This is a genomic window from Psychrobacter sp. (genome assembly GCF_035469765.1).
Lineage (GTDB): Bacteria > Pseudomonadota > Gammaproteobacteria > Pseudomonadales > Moraxellaceae > Psychrobacter.
Window position 1 is genome coordinate 1 of sequence record NZ_DATIRM010000158.1, and the last position, 16,566, is coordinate 16,566.

The window sequence follows — 16,566 nt, forward strand, 5'->3', positions numbered from 1 at the left end:
AGTAAAGCCTGAAAGATTGACATAATCGCGCAAACCAACGACCAATGCTTGATACATCTCAGACTCACGGCTTAATGACAGTGGTGCTTTTGCTTGGCTGTCAAATTTTGCCGTCTTCACATCGAAGCTTGTGAGTAGCAACTGATTCATAAAGCGTGAAGCTTCATGCGCGACACTGCCGTCAGCTTGAATCGCCATAGAGCCACCGTCAAATACCAAGTCATCTTGACCACCAACGGCATTCACATAAATAATCGGTAAATTGTTTTCGCGGCTACGCTTGGCAAGCATGGTTTTGCGAGTATCTTGCTTTTCAATCTCAAATGGTGAGGCGTTTAAGCTTACAATCAGGTCAGCGCCTTGTTTTTTGAGCTCAGAAATAGGACCTTTTTCCCATAAGTCTTCACAAATCAGCAGACCAATGGTCATGCCTTTATAGTCAAATAAGACTTGGTTGCGACCTTTGTCAAAGTAACGGCGCTCATCAAATACGCCATAGTTTGGCAAGATTTGCTTATGATAAAAGCCTTTTTGATGACCATTATGCAAGATAGCAGCTGAGTTAAAGGTGCCATGATGGTCGACATGCGGGTAGCCCACAATCATGACGATGTCATCAATATCGCTTAGCGCAGATAATGCGCTTTTGATGCGACCTGATAAGCTGGGACGCAGCAATAAATCTTGTGGCGGATAGCCCAATAATCCAAGCTCTGGAAAGACAATCACATCAGCGCCTTGCTCACGAGCTTGTAATGCCAAAGTGCGCATTTTTTCAGCGTTGGCTTTGATATCGCCTACTAAGAAGTGTGATTGGGCTAAAGCAAAGGTGACGCTATCTTGCGATTTTGGGGCTTGGGTGACCTTATTAGAAGTCGTAAGATTTGGGTTGTCAGTATTTTTTGCAGTGTCTTTTGACATTGTTATTGTTCCTATCAATAGGTTATTTAAATTTGTTGGATATTTCTTGGTTTCAAATAAAACCAAATTAAAATAGTTTTCCGAAATTGTCTCAAAATATATCTTTTCAATCCTTCACTATATCGATACTGAAATGGAGTATCGATATAGTGAGTATCAGGCGTCTATAGGCATGAATGTCATGCTTATCCGCCATCTCATATATATTGCTGTTCTAAATTTAATGCTAAATATCATAGAGAGTAGGGCAGCAGCTAGAAATGGCAGTCAGTTATTTTGAAGCGCTCAGTGCTTATCTTGATAAAAATAAATATAACCAAACCAATAAAGCATCATTTAAAAGCGTAAATTAATCCCTTTAGTATAACACCAATTGATGCTACTGATAGAACCAGCCAGTGATTTCGCCTTCTAGATAACAGATATAAAAGCGCATCAAAAGCGCGGACGGGTAATATTTTTGTTAAGATAATTCTGTACTGACTATTTTGGCAACCGACGTTAGGAGCAGTAAACGAGCTATCAAATTTTCTATAAATAAAGTTGTAAGTAAAGGTTACAACATAGCCTTATTTATCTGAGTTTTTCTGCTGCATAATGTGCTCTAGTTAAAGGTTTGCCTAAACCTTTAAAAGCAGATATGTTATATACATCTGTACTGCTTAAAACCTTCACTAATGGATAAAAATTACAAACATAACCTGTGATTTAAATAAGCCATTTATAAACTTTATAACAGAGCCTTAAGGTTTCTGCTGGCCACCCTTGGTTTATACGCTATGATTGAAAACTGGACAAAAGAATTTATTATTCAGCGCTTGCTGGCGATTACCCTATTAATCGTACTGTTTGTGCTGTGTTTTCAAGTGGTACAGTTTTTTATTGTACCGGCATTATGGGCAGCAATTTTGGCATATGTGACCTTTCCTATTTATAATTTTTTTCATCAAAGGGTGATGTTTAGCTCAAACTTTAGTGCGGTGATAATGACCGTTAGCATCACTTTGATGATAGGCGTGCCTCTGGTTGCAGGTATTTTTATCTTGCAACAAGAAGCGTTGAGCCTTATTAGTAGTTTGATCTATCGTGTTAAAGCTGGCTATTTAGATGTGCCGGACTCTATCAAGGATTTGCCGGTGATAGGTCAGCAGGTTAAAGATGTGCTTTGGCGAATTAATAAGAATCCTGAAGGGACGCTAGAGGCTTTTCGTCTGTGGGTACAATCGCATCTGTATTATGGCAAAGTCGCTTTTGATGTGGTGTTTAGTAGTCTTGCTAAGCTTGGCATGGCGCTTATGACTGTGTTTTTCTTTTACCGCGATGGCACCAGTTTGGTCCGCCAAATTCGCCAAGCGCTGCGTAATATCATCGGTAATCGTATTGATGGTTATATTGACTCGGTCGGTACTACCACGCGTGCTGTGGTTTACGGTATTGGATTGACAGCATTAGCACAGGCACTGCTCGCTGGTATTGGTTACTATTTTGCCAGTGCCCCGAGTCCTATTTTAATGACGATAGTAACGTTTATCATCGCTCTCATCCCATTTGGTACGCCATTTGTTTGGGGCGGTGTCTCACTTTGGCTACTGAGCCAAGGGCATACGGTTGAAGGTATCGGCTTAGCACTGTGGGGTATTTTGGTGATTAGCTGGGTTGATAATCTTATCCGTCCTATCGTCATTAGTGGCGCGACCAAAATTCCTTTTATTATTATATTTATTGGAGTGCTAGGCGGTCTGACCGCTTTTGGTTTTGTTGGTTTGTTTATCGGTCCTGTGGTACTGGCAATCGGACTTGCGGTATGGCGTGAATGGATATCGCAGCATAAAAATGAGCTGTTTGCCCAACAAGAAGAGTTAGATCAAAGTAAAAATCTAGTTAAAGTTAATCAGCCAAGTCAAGAAACGCCTTTATAAACGCGTTTAGAGAAAAGCAATTGCTTAAAGCATTTATAGTCATATGTAAGATTATCCATATTCAATGAGGCGGTAGCGAGTACTATGAAAAACAAGGTAGATACGATGAAAAATCTCACTATTGTAGCTGATAGTAATATCGCAAGCCTTGATGAGTTCTTTAATCCTGTGGCGTTGGGTCAAAATACTGAGCAACAGGTGCAGGTCATACGCGTTGCTGGACGCGATATCAATGCACAATTACTGGCAGACTTGCAGCCTGATGTGCTCTTGATACGTTCAGTGACTGTAATAGACCAATTACTATTAGCTAATAATAGCGTCAAATTCGTCGGTTCTGCGACCATTGGTACCGACCATGTGGATCAAGATTATCTGGCGGCGCGCAATATCACCTTTGCCAATGCAGCTGGCTGTAGCAAGCATTCGGTTGCGCAATATGTAGTGACTGCTATCTTGACTTTGCGCCCGCAGTATTGGCATCAGCAATCTACGCCGCCATTAACGTTGGGAATCATCGGACTTGGCAATATTGGCAGCACGCTAGCTCGCTATGCCAGTGATTTGGGTTGGCAAGTATTGGGTTACGACCCTTTGTTGGCTGCATCTGAAATCAATAACGCCAGTCTTGAGCAGGTATTGCGCCAAAGTGATGTGATTAGCTTGCATGTACCTTTGACGGATAAAAAAGATACGCATCCGCAAGGCACAACTGATGGCGCAATTAGCAACAGTATAGGTAATAATGTCAGCCACTATCCAACCCGTCATTTAATCAATGCAGAAACTTTGGCAATGATGTCGACGCATACCATGCTGATTAATAGCGCGCGTGGACCTGTTATAGACAATACTGCTCTTGAAGCTGATATTGATGCGACTGAACGTCAAGTGGTATTGGATGTGTTTGAGCATGAGCCGCAGATTGCTGAGAGTCTGCTATCTAAGCTTGCGATTGCTACACCGCATATCGCCGGTTATACCTTAGAAGGCAAGTTGCGCGGTACGCAAATCATCTATGATGCCTTATGTGAAAAATTGGCAGTGTTGCCTGTATTGTCGATGCATCAGCTGCTACCACTTAATACTTATCTCTGGTCTGAGTTAAAAGAAAACCCGGATAGACTACAGAAGTTTTATGACATTAAAAAAGATGATGCGGCATTAAGAAATAAAATAACTAACGGTAAAGTAAAAGGTACAGATTTTGACCAGTTACGCCGTGATTACCATCTACGCCGTGAATGGCAAGCATAAACAGTCAGTGTGACCATTTAATTATCTGTTTTTATGATTTATGAGGCACTGTAATCAGTTATGAGTAAAGCCAACAATCAGTCTTTGTCTAAGCCAAGCTACGCACCAACCATGACGCTTGCGATGGCACAGCAGCGGGCGCAATTAATGAGCGTCATTCGTCAGTTCTTTGCCACGCGTCAAGTATTAGAAGTACAGACACCGCTATTATCACAAGCAGGCAATACCGACACCTTTTTACAATCGGTTGCCGCACAGGTCACTTATCAAGACAAACCCTGTACTTATTATCTGCACACTTCACCTGAATTTGCCATGAAGCGTCTACTTGCCAGCTGGCAGGTGCCTATGTATCAGATTTGTCCAGTCTTTCGAGATAATGAGATAGGAGCGCGGCACAATATCGAATTTACCATGCTTGAATGGTATCAGCCGAATTATAATTTGGATGATCTTGCATCAGAGCTGGGTGATTTATTAGAGATGCTCTATGGTCATCCGATAGTTTTGAGTCATTATCGTTACGTTGATGCTTTTATGGACTTTGTCGGTATTCATCCGCTGACCGCTAGTCTAGAAGCGCTACAAGCAGTGGCAGAAGATAAAGGTCTGACAGGGTTTGATTTTAATAATGTAGAGAGTGGCAACACCAATAGCGAACAAGACATTCGTCAAAGCTGGCTAGATTTATTATTTAGCCATGCTGTTGAGCCAAATTTGGGTCACGATTTACCGACGTTGATTATAGAGTATCCGCCAGCGACTGCTGCGCTAGCAAAAACCGCTGTTGATAAAGAGGGTAATAAAGTTGCTAAACGCTTTGAGCTCTACATCAAAGGCATTGAGATTGCCAACGCTTATGATGAACTAGCAGATGGGCAGGCATTAAAGAAACGGTTTGAGCATGATAATCAATTGCGTAAGCGTCATAACTTGCCACAAATGCCAATGGATGAACACTTGATTGCCGCATCTGATGATTTGATACCTTGTAGCGGGATTGCTGTCGGTTTAGATAGGCTGCTGATGGTGCTGACAGGTGCAACGAGCTTAGAAGAAGTAATCCCTTTCCCTAGTGGTTTGGCTTAGTCGCTCTTCGACAGACTTAACGTAGGCGCCACTTATTTGACAAGCCCACAATAAAAAAGCGAGTAAGCCTTTCGGCTTACTCGCTTTTTTGTCTGTCATTTTGTTTATAACTAGGTAGTACAGGCAGCTATTATAATTTTGCGATAGCTTCATTAATAGCGGTTTCACCGTTATGCATGCTAAACACTTTCTTAGTCGTATTACTTGCAGTAAGTACAGCAGCTAATGTAATAGCCACATCTTCAATTGAGTTTTCACCGGAATTGTCATCATTGACCGTAATCTTGCCAGTAGCAGCTCGCTCTTTTAACGCCCCTGCTTGTACGATGGTGTAATCAAGATTGCTGTTGTTGACTAGCCACTGATCAGCGTAATGCTTGCAGATATAGTATTCTTTTAAATTTTCAATGTTGGGATTGTCCCATTTACTGGTATCTAATGAAAAGACTGTGCTTAGCATAATATAGCGTTTGATACCTTTATCTTGTACCGCTTGCATGGTCTTAATAGCACCATGTAAATCCACTTCTAATACATCCTTACCACCAGAACCAGCGACGAAATATACAGCATCGATATCTTGGTCAATTTGCTTTTGAATCGCGTTTTTATCAGCCGTAATATCCAAGTCTAGTTGGCTATAATTATTGTCATTAAATAAATTTTCTTCTTGACGGGTAGTGCCAATCACTTGATGGTTATCTGCTAATAGTTGCTTAACCAATTCTGTACCGACTCGACCACTTGCGCCTATCACTAAAATCTTCATAATCATTCCTATTTTTATTTACGTTATCGTCGTTTTACAAACTCATTGTTTTAAATGTTGAATACAGCCTAACAAGAAAAATCGGCACGCTTCGTTATGAAGCGTGCCAATTGCATAGTATTTGGTTATGGAGTGTATACAGTTTGCAAGGAAGCAAAGAACGTAGAATCAGTTTGAAATAATAGAGAGAACATTATTTATAAAAAATTAGCGTACCAATTTATTTAAGCCATCAGCAAAGGCTTTTTTATCACGATCGCCATAAGGTTTTTGCCCGCTCATTTCTTGCAGCTCAAGCACACCAGTACCACGCATGGTATCCATAAAATCGCGCATATTGAGCTTCTGCTTAATATTATTTTTGTCATAGACCACGCCGCGTGTGGTCAGTACCATACCGCCTTTGTCCAAAATATCATTTGCCAAAGGAATATCACTGGTAATCGCCAAATCACCCGGCTGAATCTGCTCAACGATATAATCATCGGCTTTGTCAAAGCCAGAGGGCACGACAGTCATCACCAGTAACGGCGATTTACGCAGCTTGATTGGCTGATTAGCGACAAATATCGCCATCGTTTTTGTGCGCTCAGCGGTTTTAATAATCAAGTCTTTGGCAATCAAAGGTACCGAGTCTGCATCTATCCAAATCTGCATTATTTCTTAGCCTTCTCTACTTTGGAGTTGGCTGATTCAGAATTTTGTTGCTCATTATCATCATTTATTGAGCTTTTTTCATTTTTAATGTCAGTCTTTACTTCAGCAGTCGTTAAGCTATCTTCTACCCTTGTCGGATTATTGATGGGCATTACCTTTTTATCAAGACCCACTTTATTAGGCAATACGGCGACAAGCTTTGCCAATGCAGGCTCCAAGTCTGCTACATCGTTTGGCATCAAGGTAATATGGGCAATTTTACGGTCATCGCGCTCAGCTTTATGATAGCTATGATAATGGACGCCATCGATATTGAGCACTGCACTGATATCAGGATATTGCCCCAAGACATTGATCATAATTGCTGGATAGATGTTGTCAGTATCGCCTAGTGGCAGATTAACCACGGCACGAATATGATTTTCAAATTGGCTGGTGACAGCACCCTCAATACTCCAGTGTCCAGAATTATGAACGCGCGGCGCTATCTCATTGGCAAGTAAAGTATCATTGCCGCGAGCATCTTTTGTCACAAATAACTCAAGCGCCATCACCCCAACATAGCCCAAATGATTCATCACTTTGGTAATGGCATCAGTTGCTTGCTTAAATAAATGGCTAGTACCAATGGCTGGCGCTTGGGTTTTGGCCAAGATACCTTGATGATGATGGTTTTCGACCAAATCATAACAGCGTACCTGACCGTTTTGACCTCGGGCGGCGATGATAGAAAGCTCACGGCTGAAGTGAATAAAACCTTCAGCAATCAATGGCGCTGGCGTTTGTGTAAGCGTGCCTTTACCACTGACTGCATCCTTTAGCTCTATCCAAGCTGCTTTGATATCACTGTCTTGTCTAATCACAAACTGACCTTTGCCATCATAACCGCCGCGGCTGGTTTTGAGGACAATAGGCAATCCAAGCTCATGACAAGCTTGCTGTAATTCCGCCTCTGAGCTAACAGACACGAAAGGTACCGTTGCGATATCAAGCGTATTAAACATCTGCTTTTCTTTTAGGCGATCTTGCGCAATCTCGAGGGCAATCGTTGGCGGGAACATGCCTTGTTTGCTGCCAGATTTTGATAAGTTTGCTAGTTGCTCAACGGTAGCAGTCGGAGTGTTCTCAAACTCCAAAGTAAAGACGTCAGCTGCTTCAATAAAGGCATCTAATTGCTCGCTGCTAAAAACGCGTCCATATAGACTTGCCGGACAGTCAGTGCTGTCTTCCAAAAATACACACTGATAGCCCAATGGCATAGCTGCTTGTGCCAGCATCATGCCGAGCTGACCACCGCCTAAAATACCAATAGTATGAATGGTTTGAGTAACAGGATAAGCGTTAGCTATGGTCATGGCAGGCTCTTTGATTTAAATAAACAATGGGTTAAATGCTTCAATGTATAAAAATATAAAGGCATATGGATATAGATGGCGTAAAGTCTAACGAGTTAAAATAGGAAAAGGTGCACTGTATGCACCTTGTATTTAGTAAAACCTATCTAAAAATAAATATCAAGTAAAGCCCGCTTATATTTAAAGCGAATGTTGAATATGGCAACTATAATAATCGCTTGGCATTTATTTGAGCTGAGTATTAAGGATTAATAATACCGGGTGTTGGACTGGCAAGAATGGTATCGGTTTGGGTATGACGCAGATGATCAAGCTTAGTAGCAATCGACTCATCATGTAACGCCAACACTTGAATCGCAAGCAGCGCAGCATTATAAGCACCAGCAGATCCAATCGCTAATGTACCAACTGCCACGCCTTTAGGCATTTGAACGATAGACAGTAAGCTATCCCAACCACTCAGCATAGAGGATTTTACAGGTACGCCAAACACAGGCAGCGGCGTTTGACTGGCACACATACCAGGTAAGTGAGCGGCGCCACCAGCACCAGCGATAATCACTTGCAAGCCATTACCTTTTGCGCTTTTGGCATAATCGAACAATCTGTCCGGCGTACGATGTGCTGATACTACTTCACACTCAAAGGCGATATCAAAGTCTGCAAGCAATTGTGCTGCTGCGCTCATGGTTGCCCAATCAGACTGCGAACCCATGATAATGCCAACTTTTGGTTGACCAACAGGGGAGGTGATAGGTGCGTTCTGACCAATAGCGTTAACCGTAGCTGATGTGGTGCTCATGCTTTGATATCCTCAAAAAGACCATCATACAAAAATTTTGCTGTATTCGTAAAGCCAAGTTTGCGCTTTAATGTCAAAGCAAGCATAAAAATCACTATTCATCTCAAAGATAGCCAAGTATGCCAGACTCTTAATCGTGACGATATTGGATAAAATGACTGGTTTTTAAAGGTAGTGGCTGCTCGTTATCGAGCTGATAACAGGTTAGATACCCGCTATCGACGGCTGCCGAATAATCGGTACAGACAACTTGATGACTAAGCGGCTCAGGCTCGCCTGTTAGCCAATAATGCCCGACAAATACAGATTTGTGGGTCTTTAGAGTAAAGTCGATATTTTCTGCCAATAGATCCTTAGGGATTTGTGCCAATGCCGATAAAGGTGCGCGCGCTACTTCATGAAGACTGCGTGTGTTCAGTGCATCAAGCCACCAGCGTACTCGTACCCGCGTGCGCTTGGTGCCTTCTTTATCGACCATCACTAAGCCATTAGGTAGCGGCGTTTCAACACCTTTTAACACGCGCTCTAATGCATCAAACGTTGCAGTACCTTCTCTAGAGGTTGCAATAAGCCCATGTGCTGTTAGGCAATTATTCTCTGTTAAGAATGGCTGTAGTGCCGCCATACTATCGACATCCCAACAAGCATGCACAAAGCAGGCGTAGTCGGTTTCAAGCCACAAAGGAATCTCATATAAGCGCTGTAGCCAGTACTGATGGGCTTCTGAACCAAATGGCACTTCTGCCAAAAACGCCTCATGCTGGCGGGTATGTATCTCGTTATGTGAGCGCAGATATTGGCTGGTATCATCGGGATCAGAGGTGGCAAAGGCAAGTGCATTATATTCATGATTGCCCATTACTGCATCAGCGACATCAGCATCCAGCATGGCAAAAACGATTTCTAACGTCGCTATCTGCTGTGAGCCGCGGTCAATCAAATCACCAATGAACAGCGCGCGATGATCAGTTGGCGGTACAAAGTATTGACCATTATGCACATAACCCAATTGCTGTAGCAATCCAACCAGTTTGTCTGCATAGCCGTGAATATCGCCGATAACATCTATAATCATAATAAACTTTCAAATCTTAAATATAATAAGGTGTAAAAATCGGTTCTGTGAACATGACATTTACTGTTATCCGTATTTTATTGGTTCGTCACTGTTATTTTCAACCAAAGATTTTTTAAAAACCCGGTGATAATAGGGCATTTAGAAAATGTGGTAGTACTTTTGGCTCTAAAATAATCGTAGCTATGACCCCAAATGCGCCGCCCCACATATGTGCCATATGATTGATATTTGAGCCGCCGCGTTTATCAGAATAGATACTGTAAGCGACATAGGCCACTGCAAATAAGATGGCGGGAATAGGAATGATCGCAAACAGATAGATTTTTTCCCAAGGGGCAAGCAAGATAAACGCAAACAATACAGCAGAGACACCGCCTGACGCGCCCAGACTTAAATAACTGGCACTTTGCTTGTGCTTAATATAACTTGGAATCATCGCGACAATAATAGCCAGTACATAAAAAAGCAAAAAGCCATAGCCGAACAAAAATTTCTGATATAAGCCTTCAATGGCACGACCAAAAAAGTATAAGGTGAACATATTAAAGAGTAAGTGCATGCTATCAGCATGGATAAATCCATGAGTAACAAAGCGATCCCATTGACCATTGTTCACTGCTGGTGGATAAAAAATCAGTCGATTAAATACTGCTTTGTTTTGCCACGCCAATAGACTGACAATAACCGTAATAATAATGATAAGCGTCGTCTGGTTAAACAAAGGATAGTCCTTAGATTGGGTCTGATAGATAGCAGTAGTAAGTAAGACAATACTTAAAGCCTAGTTTTTATTGGTTATTGTCATCCAAATATGACTGATAAACAGTTACGTATTTATATTAATAATAGTAGCAATCATAGTGCAAAAACTAATATGCGACAAAATTGTGCTTTAATGCTTGTCTATATCGAATAATATAACATCGTGCGAGCGACAGTGAGTAATGCTTCGTATACTGACAGTAACGACTGATACTATGACCAATCAAAATATATCGACTATATGTGTAACATTAACGCTGACAGAGGCAGTAACTTATGAGTATCATCGACCAACTAGAACAAACGGTGACCCCAGCTATATTGGGTAACAATGGTAGCGTCTCCTATGTCAGCTTATTAGAACAATTTTATGCGATTTTGGCATCGCGTTTAGCATTGCCAAATATTTACTCACAGTTATTGCGTGATGATGCCACCGTTATCAGTGAGAATGTCGCACAACCGCCATTATTTGAGCAACTATGGCAAACGGCAAGCTTACGTCGGTTGATGATTAAAGAGCTGGCATCGACCCATCATATTGATGAGTTTACGACGATGCAGCTGCTGATAAATGCCGCGCCACTGGCCTATCAAGAGTTAAAAATACTGGCAAATGGACAGTTTTTGCCAGCGTTTTTACAAGGTGAACAAGCGTCATTGCGCCCTTACTTACCGATATGGTCTGCACCCATCATTGGCGCGCCGCAGCATCCTGATGACGAGCTGTTTCAGAGCCAGAGAGTACTGGCAGGTACTGTGATACCAGCTGTTGCTTTAAATAATTATGAGCCCGCCGCTGTCGATATTATTGCTTCACCGAGTTTCACAGTAGAATCGCCGATACCGACTTTAGATGAGCGTCTCAGTACTGATTCGATTCATGTCAGTCCAGCAGAGCATCATTTGGCAGAAAACACCAGCCTTCGCCGAGAAAAAACACGTACCCGTAATCAACGCAATGATATGTTGCTATGGACGTTTGTATTACTAGGGGCGATCGCCGCTATTGGACTTGTGTGGGCGTTGTTGATTAAGCCTAATAATACGCCGCCCGTTGAAGCGGTAGTGGCAGCGCCTGTTGTCGTGCCGCCCACTAAAATTGCTGTGCCAGTATTGACACCGATTGAGTTGATTGTTGGCGTAGATAATAATGGCAATTTATATACCTGTAATGGGTCGGTGGGCGATATCGCGCTACAAAGTTTTTTACAACAAGCGCTTAATACCAGCTTTGGTGAGCAAGCAGGGATGTGTCAGCTTACCGTCAACGAAGGCGTTGCCACCAGTGTTGCCAATACGCCAATAGAATCACTGCCTAATGTACTGACATTATTAAGATCTGTGCCGTTTGCGCGCTTACAATTACAAAATGATCGCATCACTCTAGAGGCGCCAGATACCATGCAGCTGCAGCGTCTGATGACGGATATACGTACATTGTTACCAGCGATGATGATTGACAGTACCGCGCCACTACCATTACCTACTAACCCTAATGATATGAATACTGGCGCCACGGAACAACAAGGCATGGCGACCAATAATTTTAATAATCAATTTGAAAATGCGCCTGAAAATAACAGCGCTAATAATATGGAATATCAAGCACCAGACGATGAAACTAACGATAGTGTGACGCCAGCACCGGCAAGAAATAACAATACCAATAATTTCAATAACGCTCCTTCAAGCTCAAATGGACCTATCTCTTTATCTGAAGCCGATGATATGGCAAACAATGTCATCGTAGTTGAACCTGCTCAAGTGAGATGATAGGCCGCTATATTTTTTAAAGACTAGAAAATGCTAAAGAGTGCCTTACGTTTTATAGGGTGATTTTTTAATGTTAAAATTTAACGTTGAGCTGACGATATGTTAGTAATTTTTACTTCATAGGCATCCTAGTTACGAGTCACAACTGAAATATTACTTACGGTAGCACTTGCACAACAGCGCGCTGATTGTGAACACCTTCTTAATAATTTTATAATGGCAAAATCTGAGTTTGGTTAGTGCTCATTGTATAGGGTAGTTATTTATACTCTCAGCCTATTAATTTTAAAGTACTAACATGCCAAAATATTAAATTAACGTTTTATTTTTTAGCGCTTAAAACACCTAAAGCAAGCTGCTTACAATAATGATAAATTGAGGAAGGATACTATGGATATTATTAGTCATTTGACACGGACAGTAAGCCCAGCAGTACTTGGAGATGATCACAATCCTGCTAAGAAAAACCTACTAGAACAGTTCTATGCCATTTTTGCTGCCCGTTTAGCGGACAATCATACCCATGACCGTTTTGCCAATGAAACGATTGCTCGCGATGACCAAGGTTTTTATGACCGAGTTTGGACAGAAGATGTGCACCGTGACCAAATCGCTCGTGAGCTTGCGGGCAAGCATAATGTTGATGTAACGGCTGCTCGTGGTTTAATCGCTACGGCCGCGCCGCTTGCTTATCATGAAATTAAAAGCTTGGCAGGCACGATGCCAGTGCCACAGTTTTTAAATGATAATGTTGCCAGTTATCAGCGTCATGTTCCTGCTTGGGCAACGGCTATATTGCCTGTTGGCGTGATTGCCGCCGCCCCTACAGGCGTGCATGTATCAGACACGGTGAGTACAGCGCCTCTACAGCGCGAAGCAGAAAAAGACGGCAGCTTTATGAAAGCGCTACTACCTATAATTGGCTTGATTATTTTAGGGGCATTGGCATGGGCGTTATTAAGAGGTTGCCAAGACAATCCTGAGCCAGTCGGTACACCTGTTATGACAGAACAGCAAGCAGCGGATAGTGATGGGAAGGCAGTCGCTGCTGCTATTACACCGGCATCACTGCGTATCGCCACCGGTGAAAATAACGAGCTATATGCTTGCCGTATGAATGTTGGTAATGACACGCTACAAAGCAATGTCATGACTGCACTGACCAGCGTGTTTGGTGATGCCGCCAATAATTGCCGCGCAGATATCGATGATAACTTTTCAATTGATATGCCAGCGACTGCGCAACTTGCGACTATTTTACCTATATTTAAAAATGTCCCAAATGCGAGTATGCTGATTCAAGGTGATACTATTACGGTCAATGCTGCTGATACCACAGCCTTAACTAAATTGGTTTTGGATTTACAAGCGGCAGCGCCTGCTATGACGGTCAATGCTGAAGGTCCACTGAATGAGAAAGCTGAGATTTCTGATAGCTTAGCTGCGTCTGAGGTAGCGATGGATAGCTTAGGGAAAAACCCAGATCCTCGTGATATAGCTCGCGCTTTAAGTCTACAAGTAGTCAATTTTGAAGTCGATAAAGCGGTGATCCCAGAGGCTAATAAAGCGTTATTAGATCGTGCTGTAAAGCTGATGGAACAAGTGCCAGATATGACACTGATGATTATTGGTCACACGGATAAAATAGCAGATCCCGCTTATAATATGAAGCTCTCAGAAGAGCGTGCTCAGGCTATGAAAGCTTATTTGGTCGCACAAGGTGCTGATCCAAGTAAGCTTATGACAAAAGGTCTGGGCGAGACCGATCCTATTGCGGACAATACGACAGACCAAGGTCGTTTCCGCAACCGCCGTATTGAGTTTGTGGTCTATGACGAAACCACTACGGCAAATGATGGTCTAGCGATTAGTGATGATGCGCTTGATCCGGATCTAAATCCATTAGACAGCGATAATGACGATTTGATGCCAGATGCTGATGATGCTAGCCGTGGTACGGTATTGGATCCAGCTGCAACTAATTAAAAAAAAGCGTTAAGATATGGTGAATTAAACTATAAATCAGAAAGCGTAAAACAGAAAAACCGCATCTTAATTAAGGTGCGGTTTTTATTTGGCCTATCTTTTTATATTAGATTAATTTGATTGCCACTTATTATATATAATTGGTTGGGTCTTTTAACTCAAGATTAGCCGATGTTGATGGCTCTGATTGAGTGGGAAAGAACGTCTGTGAGATATTCTCTTTTGCCTGTTGCCAATAGTCAAATTGCTGACAAGTCGACTCAAGATCGCCTTGCCAAATCGGTATCTGTCCACACATGGTCTTGATACGTTTTTGATTGGGATAAGGCAGCTCTTGCGCCGCTTTTGCTGCTTCATGAGCCGCAACGCGATCGTTACAAACTAGAGCAATGTCGCAGCCAGCCTCAATCGCTGCGGTGACACGCGCACTGACATCACCTGCGGCTTTTGCTCCTGCCATAGACAAATCATCAGAAAATAATACACCATCAAAATTTAGCTGGTCACGAATGATGTCTTTGAGCCAAATCTTAGAAAACCCTGCCGGTTTATTATCCACTTGCGAGAAAATCACATGCGCTGGCATCAAAGCATCAAGCCAAGGCAGCGTTTGCGCAAATGGCTGCATATCACTATTTATAATCTCATCTAAGCTACGATCATCTATGGCTTCTGCTATATGTGAATCAGGCGCTATCGCTCCATGACCAGGGAAGTGCTTGCCCGTGGTTGCCATGCCAGCAGCTTTCATACCGCGCATAAACTGTGCTGCCAAAGCAATGATAGCTTGTGGCTCATGGTGAAAGCTGCGATCGCCGATAACTTGGCTGATACCATCTCTATCGAGTACCGGTGCAAAGCTCAAATCAATCCCGACTGCCAATACTTCTGCTGCCATCAGATAACCGCAATCATAAGCACAGTCTAGCGCGCGATTGGGCTCTTGGTTAAATAATTCACCGAGCCTACCCATCGCCGGTAATGGTGTAAACCCTTGGCGTAATCTGGCGACGCGTCCCCCTTCTTGATCGACTCCAATGAGGATATCGGCATTGTGATAGCGTATGTCATCACACAGCGCGCGCACTTGCACCGGATCCGTGACGTTTCTGGAAAATAATATGACCCCACCAACCTGAGCTTGTTTAAGTAAGCTGACATCTTCAGCGGTCAGTGCGGTACTATCTATATCAATCATTAAAACGCCATACATTGGAGAATCCTCATTGGGTTATAGAGTGTCATGTTATAAGTTGGGCTAAAAAACGATGCCAAATGACAGCCAGCCGCCATCATTATAATGGTTGTATTATGACAGTAATTAGTGGCTGAACATAATGCTCTAGATGAATAGATTTAAAGGTGATTTTTGTTATAGATGCTCTTGCTTTGTAGAGAAGTACTTCTCTTTAATAGGCTGGAAAGTTTGGTATGAGCGCGCCTAGCGTGTAAGATTGCTTATACAGTTTGAGACAGTGCGCTATTTATACCCATGCTAGTATTGATTGATTTCTAATAATAAAGGCAAAATAATGCTGATAGCCCATAATGCTATGAGCTTTTAGTGCTAGCGTAATGCATGGTTTAATGGTAAATATAACAGAGCTAAAATAGCTGCATTTTATGAATGACCATTTATAGATATTTTTGGATTTTGCTAAAAATAAAGCAGATTTTTCACTTAAAATAATTAGGTATATATGATGAAAAAACAACCAGCACAGTGGTTACTCAGTGCAGCGTCAGTGGGCATCGCAGGTTTAATTCTTACTCAAAGCTATGGAACTGCAGTGGCTGATACCAATACCGAAGGCTTTAAACAGACGCCCGAGCAACAGGTCACCACGCGCCAAGTAGCAGCATTGCTGGATCGCAGTCATTATCTCAATCAGCCACTCGATACAGCGACTGGCAGCGAGATTTTGTCTATGTACATCGATAGCCTTGATCCAAACCATACGCTGTTTTTGCAATCTGATGTCGATGAATTTAAGAAAAAGTATGCGGATGAGTTTGGCGCGCGCTTGAAGCGTGGTGATTTGTCTGCTGGGGTAGAAGTGTTTGAGCGCTACCGTAAGCGTTCAAATGAGTATTTTGCGATGGCAAAAAAGATGCTAAAGACCGATATTAAATTGACTAGCAAGGACACCATCGTTCTAGATCGCGAAAAACTCAATCACTTTAAGACCAAAAAA

Annotated in this window: 13 protein-coding genes and 1 pseudogene; 6 read left to right on the plus strand and 8 right to left on the minus strand. The window is 42.4% G+C overall.

Annotated elements, in window-relative coordinates; genetic code table 11:
• A partial coding sequence (locus VLN09_RS04530; protein ID WP_325244110.1) for a nitrilase-related carbon-nitrogen hydrolase occupies nucleotides 1-921 on the minus strand: 921 nt, incomplete at its 3' end.
• Nucleotides 922-1,700: 779 nt separating this feature from the next.
• Between VLN09_RS04530 and VLN09_RS04535 the strand changes: the two genes are divergently transcribed.
• The 3 genes from VLN09_RS04535 to epmA all read left to right on the plus strand — a co-directional run bounded on the left by VLN09_RS04535 (nucleotide 1,701) and on the right by epmA (nucleotide 5,186).
• Nucleotides 1,701-2,840, plus strand: coding sequence for an AI-2E family transporter (locus VLN09_RS04535; protein WP_325244112.1), 1,140 nt, complete (start codon nucleotides 1,701-1,703; stop codon nucleotides 2,838-2,840).
• A gap of 105 nt (nucleotides 2,841-2,945) precedes the next feature.
• A complete protein-coding gene (locus tag VLN09_RS04540; RefSeq protein ID WP_325244131.1) occupies nucleotides 2,946-4,097 on the plus strand; it encodes a 4-phosphoerythronate dehydrogenase in 1,152 nt (383 codons plus the stop codon).
• Between the two features lie 60 nt (nucleotides 4,098-4,157).
• On the plus strand, nucleotides 4,158-5,186 hold the full coding sequence (epmA, locus tag VLN09_RS04545; protein ID WP_325244114.1) for an EF-P lysine aminoacylase EpmA: 1,029 nt from the start codon (nucleotides 4,158-4,160) through the stop codon (nucleotides 5,184-5,186).
• A 130-nt stretch (nucleotides 5,187-5,316) separates the two neighbouring features.
• Here epmA and VLN09_RS04550 read toward each other — a convergent pair whose 3' ends face one another.
• From VLN09_RS04550 to VLN09_RS04575, 6 genes are all read right to left on the minus strand, one after another.
• Complete coding sequence (locus VLN09_RS04550; RefSeq protein WP_325244116.1) at nucleotides 5,317-5,955, minus strand: NAD(P)H-binding protein; 639 nt, start codon at nucleotides 5,953-5,955, stop codon at nucleotides 5,317-5,319.
• A gap of 207 nt (nucleotides 5,956-6,162) precedes the next feature.
• A complete protein-coding gene (locus tag VLN09_RS04555; RefSeq protein ID WP_325244117.1) occupies nucleotides 6,163-6,612 on the minus strand; it encodes a YaiI/YqxD family protein in 450 nt (149 codons plus the stop codon).
• Nucleotides 6,612-7,967 carry a 5-(carboxyamino)imidazole ribonucleotide synthase gene (locus VLN09_RS04560; RefSeq protein WP_325244118.1) on the minus strand — a complete coding sequence of 452 codons (1,356 nt, stop codon included), beginning with the start codon at nucleotides 7,965-7,967 and terminating at the stop codon, nucleotides 6,612-6,614. The genes VLN09_RS04555 and VLN09_RS04560 overlap by 1 nt, the downstream gene beginning before the upstream one ends.
• A 241-nt stretch (nucleotides 7,968-8,208) precedes the next feature.
• On the minus strand, nucleotides 8,209-8,769 hold the full coding sequence (purE, locus tag VLN09_RS04565) for a 5-(carboxyamino)imidazole ribonucleotide mutase (RefSeq protein ID WP_325244120.1): 561 nt from the start codon (nucleotides 8,767-8,769) through the stop codon (nucleotides 8,209-8,211).
• 130 nt (nucleotides 8,770-8,899) lie between these two features.
• On the minus strand, nucleotides 8,900-9,844 hold the full coding sequence (locus tag VLN09_RS04570) for a metallophosphoesterase (RefSeq protein ID WP_325244122.1): 945 nt from the start codon (nucleotides 9,842-9,844) through the stop codon (nucleotides 8,900-8,902).
• 115 nt (nucleotides 9,845-9,959) lie between these two features.
• Nucleotides 9,960-10,568 (minus strand): rhomboid family intramembrane serine protease, encoded by a 609-nt coding sequence (locus VLN09_RS04575; protein WP_201530885.1) that lies wholly within the window; start codon nucleotides 10,566-10,568, stop codon nucleotides 9,960-9,962.
• A 317-nt stretch (nucleotides 10,569-10,885) separates the two neighbouring features.
• Between VLN09_RS04575 and VLN09_RS04580 the strand changes: the two genes are divergently transcribed.
• Nucleotides 10,886-12,385, plus strand: coding sequence for a hypothetical protein (locus VLN09_RS04580; RefSeq protein ID WP_325244126.1), 1,500 nt, complete (start codon nucleotides 10,886-10,888; stop codon nucleotides 12,383-12,385).
• Nucleotides 12,386-12,775: 390 nt separating this feature from the next.
• Nucleotides 12,776-14,371: an OmpA family protein gene (locus VLN09_RS04585; RefSeq protein WP_325244127.1), complete on the plus strand. Its 1,596-nt coding sequence runs from the start codon at nucleotides 12,776-12,778 to the stop codon at nucleotides 14,369-14,371.
• Between the two features lie 130 nt (nucleotides 14,372-14,501).
• Here VLN09_RS04585 and nagZ read toward each other — a convergent pair whose 3' ends face one another.
• Entirely contained in the window at nucleotides 14,502-15,584 is a 1,083-nt protein-coding gene (nagZ, locus tag VLN09_RS04590; RefSeq protein ID WP_325244129.1) for a beta-N-acetylhexosaminidase, read from the minus strand.
• A 490-nt stretch (nucleotides 15,585-16,074) separates the two neighbouring features.
• Here nagZ and VLN09_RS04595 point away from each other — a divergent pair.
• Nucleotides 16,075-16,566: pseudogene (locus tag VLN09_RS04595) on the plus strand (tail-specific protease); the annotation flags it as partial.

Excerpts from the sequence above, each read along its gene's own strand:
- VLN09_RS04535 (WP_325244112.1), top strand. The coding sequence starts at position 1,701 with ATGATTGAAAACTGGACAAAAGAATTTATTATTCAGCGCTTGCTGGCG.
- VLN09_RS04585 (WP_325244127.1), top strand. The coding sequence starts at position 12,776 with ATGGATATTATTAGTCATTTGACACGGACAGTAAGCCCAGCAGTACTT.
- VLN09_RS04560 (WP_325244118.1), bottom strand. The coding sequence starts at position 7,967 with ATGACCATAGCTAACGCTTATCCTGTTACTCAAACCATTCATACTATT.
- VLN09_RS04570 (WP_325244122.1), bottom strand. The coding sequence starts at position 9,844 with ATGATTATAGATGTTATCGGCGATATTCACGGCTATGCAGACAAACTG.
- VLN09_RS04580 (WP_325244126.1), top strand. The coding sequence starts at position 10,886 with ATGAGTATCATCGACCAACTAGAACAAACGGTGACCCCAGCTATATTG.
- epmA (WP_325244114.1), top strand. The coding sequence starts at position 4,158 with ATGAGTAAAGCCAACAATCAGTCTTTGTCTAAGCCAAGCTACGCACCA.
- purE (WP_325244120.1), bottom strand. The coding sequence starts at position 8,769 with ATGAGCACCACATCAGCTACGGTTAACGCTATTGGTCAGAACGCACCT.
- VLN09_RS04550 (WP_325244116.1), bottom strand. The coding sequence starts at position 5,955 with ATGAAGATTTTAGTGATAGGCGCAAGTGGTCGAGTCGGTACAGAATTG.
- nagZ (WP_325244129.1), bottom strand. The coding sequence starts at position 15,584 with ATGTATGGCGTTTTAATGATTGATATAGATAGTACCGCACTGACCGCT.
- VLN09_RS04540 (WP_325244131.1), top strand. The coding sequence starts at position 2,946 with ATGAAAAATCTCACTATTGTAGCTGATAGTAATATCGCAAGCCTTGAT.
- VLN09_RS04555 (WP_325244117.1), bottom strand. The coding sequence starts at position 6,612 with ATGCAGATTTGGATAGATGCAGACTCGGTACCTTTGATTGCCAAAGAC.